3 protein-coding genes are annotated in these 3,109 nt (G+C 64.0%); all 3 read left to right on the top strand.

Annotated elements, in window-relative coordinates:
• Positions 1-586: ABC transporter ATP-binding protein (locus tag ACYVDE_RS18625; RefSeq protein ID WP_460503048.1), on the top strand; the 586-nt coding region annotated here is incomplete at its 5' end.
• Between the two features lie 77 nt (positions 587-663).
• Positions 664-1,773 (top strand): ABC transporter permease, encoded by a 1,110-nt coding sequence (locus tag ACYVDE_RS18620; protein ID WP_138082023.1) that lies wholly within the window; start codon positions 664-666, stop codon positions 1,771-1,773.
• A 94-nt stretch (positions 1,774-1,867) separates the two neighbouring features.
• Positions 1,868-2,986, top strand: a complete 1,119-nt coding sequence (locus ACYVDE_RS18615; protein WP_138082021.1) for an ABC transporter permease — start codon at positions 1,868-1,870, stop codon at positions 2,984-2,986.
• The last annotated feature ends 123 nt before the right edge of the window (positions 2,987-3,109 follow it).

The raw sequence follows: 3,109 nt of genomic DNA, 5'->3' as shown, positions 1-3,109 counted from the left end.
CGGCCTGCTGGGGCCCACGGAGGGCGCGGCCACGGTGGCCGGGTGCGACGTGTTCCGCGAGCCCGAGCGCATCAAGCAGCACATCGGCTACATGAGCCAGAAGTTCTCGCTTTACGAAGACCTCACGGTGCGCGAAAACATCCGCTTCTACGGCGGGGTGTACGGGCTGAAAACGGCCGCCATCCGCGAGAAAACCACGGCCCTGCTCCAGCGCCTGGCCCTGGCAGCCGAGCGCGACACGCTGGTGGGCAGCCTGCCGCTGGGCTGGAAGCAGAAGCTGGCCTTTTCGGTGGCCCTGCTCCACGAGCCGGCCGTCATCTTCCTCGACGAGCCCACTGGCGGCGTTGACCCCATCACCCGGCGCCAGTTCTGGGACCTCATCTACGAGGCCGCCGCGCGGGGCGTGACCATTTTCATTACCACCCACTACATGGACGAGGCCGAGTACTGCGACCGGGTCAGCATCATGGTCGACGGCCGGATTGACGCCCTGGATACCCCGGCCGGCCTTAAGCGGCAGTTCGGCGTGGCCTCGATGGACGAGGTGTTCCTGCACCTGGCGCGGGGCGCGAAGAACGTGGAGTAGAGGCCGCAGCCAGGCGGATGAAGGAGTAGGAACGCGCAAACAACTGACAACGAGGAATCGAAAACTAAAAAACAGCCATGAAATCCTTCCTGATGTTCGTGCGGAAAGAGTTCTACCACATTTTCCGCGACCCGCGCACGCTGCTCATTCTCTTCGGCATGCCCGTGGCCCTGGTCACGCTGTTCGGCTTCGCGCTGACCAACGAAATCAAGAACGCCGACGTGGCGGTGCTCGACTTTGACAAGGGCCAGCACGCGCAGCAGGTGCAGCACCGGCTGTTTTCGTCGGGCTACTTCGGGCTGCGCGACTACGCCACCAGCTACCCCGACGTGGCCGCCGCCTTCCGCCAGGGCCACGTGAAGCTGGCCGTCGTCTTTCCGGTGGGCTTCTCCCGCGACCTCGACCACCTGGGCCACGCCCAGGTGCAGCTCGTGGCCGATGCCTCGGACCAGAACACGGCGGTCAGCTTAGTGAACTACGCCACGGCCATCATCAAAACCTACGAGCAGGAACACACCAAGCGCCCGGCCGGCGCGGGCCCGCGCGTGGAGGCCGTCGCCCGGCTCTACTTCAACCCCGGCCTGAAGGCCGCCTACACCTTCGTGCCGGGTACGATGGCCCTGATTCTGCTGCTGGTCTCGGCCATGCTCACGAGCATCACCATTGCCCGCGAGAAGGAGACGGGCACCATGGAAGTGCTGCTCGTCTCGCCCATGCGGCAGTTGCCCATCATCATCGGCAAGATTCTGCCCTACTTCCTGCTCTCGTTTATCAACGGGCTCATCATCCTGGCGCTCGGCGTGTGGGTGCTCGACATCCCGCAGCGCGGCAGCCTGGCCCTGCTGCTGGCCGAGACGCTGCTCTACATTCTGGTGGCCCTCACGCTGGGCGTGCTGATTTCAACCCGCGCCGCCTCGCAGCAAACGGCCATGCTCACCTCCATGCTGAGTCTGCTACTGCCCACGCTCATTCTCAGCGGCTTTCTGTTTCCCCTCGAAAGCATGCCGCTGCCCCTGCAAACGGTCTCGCGCATCATTCCGGCGCGTTACTACATCGTCATTCTGAAAGGCATCATGATAAAAGGCTTGGGCCTGCGCGAGCTGTGGCGCGAAACGGCCGTGCTCGCGGGCATGGCCGGCGGGCTGCTCCTGCTGGCGCTGGGCTCGCTGAAAAACCGGCTGGCCTAGTGGGGGAATAGGCTGCTACGCGCCTGCCGTGAGCCTCACCCCCTGACCCAGCCAAAACATCAAATTAACCTCCCCATCTTACCCCTCACCGCCTATGCGTACCGTCTGGTTTTTGCTGGAAAAAGAAGTGCGGCAGCTGCGGCGCAACCGCTCGCTGCTGGGGCTGCTGCTGGTGGCGCCCATCATGCAGCTGGTGCTGCTCTCGTTCGCGGCCAACTACGAAATCAAGAACCTCAACCTGGCCGTGGTCGACCAGGACCACAGCCCGGCCGCACGCCGCCTGCTCAACCAGTTTCAGTACACGCCCTACTTCCGGCTGGTGCAGACGCGTCCCACCAGCCGGGCTGCCGAGCAGGACCTGCTCGATGGCCGCGCCGACCTGGTGCTGGTTATTCCCCCGCAGTTTGAGCGCGACCTGGTGCGCGGCGGCCGGGCGCGGGTGCAGCTGCTGGTCAATGCCCTCGACAACGTGAAGGCCGGCCTGGCCAGCTCCTACGCCAGCAGCATCGTGCAGGCCTACCAGGGCGAGGGCCGCCCGGCCACGGTAGCGGCCACCGTGAGCGAGGTGCGCGGCCTGGAAGTGGTGCCGGCTTACTGGTACAACCCGCTGCTCAACTACAAAACCTTCATGGTGCCCGGCATTCTGGTCGAAATCATCAGCCTGATTGTGATGATGGTGGCCACGCTCAACATCGTGCGCGAAAAGGAAATCGGCACCATCGAGCAGCTCAACGTGACGCCCATCCGCAAGTGGCAGTTTATCCTGGGCAAGCTGCTGCCGTTCTGGGTGGCGGGCTTGTACCAGTTCACCATCGGACTGCTGCTCGCGCGCTTCCTGTTTCACGTGCCCATGGTGGGCAGCGTGCCGCTGCTCTACGGCATCATGGCCGTATTTCTGGCAGTGCCACTGGGCTTGGGACTGCTCATTTCCTCAGTCAGCCAAACCCAGCAGCAGGCCCTGTTCGTGTCGTTTTTCTTCCTGATAATCTTCATCCTGCTCTGCGGGCTGTTCACGCCCACCGAGTACATGCCGGCCTGGGCGCGGGCCATCGACCGCCTTAACCCGCTCCTCTACATCATCGACATTGCCCGGCGCATCCTGCTCAAGGGCAGCACCCTGCGCGATGTGCTCACGCCCGTACTCACGCTGCTAGGCATGGCTGTGGTGGTGAACACGCTGGCCGTGTGGCGCTACCGCAAAACATCGGGCTAGCAACTGGCTAACCTTCTGTTCCACCACATACCCCATCCAACCCTTATGGCTTTGCTTTTATCGCCCGCGCAGGCGGGCTACCGGGCCGCGCTCCTGCTGGCAGCCACGGCCTGGCCCCTGGCC

This window comes from Hymenobacter agri, from assembly GCF_054778495.1.
The sequence above is the reverse complement of the archived record's forward strand: the minus strand, read 5'-3'. Positions and strand labels throughout refer to the sequence as shown.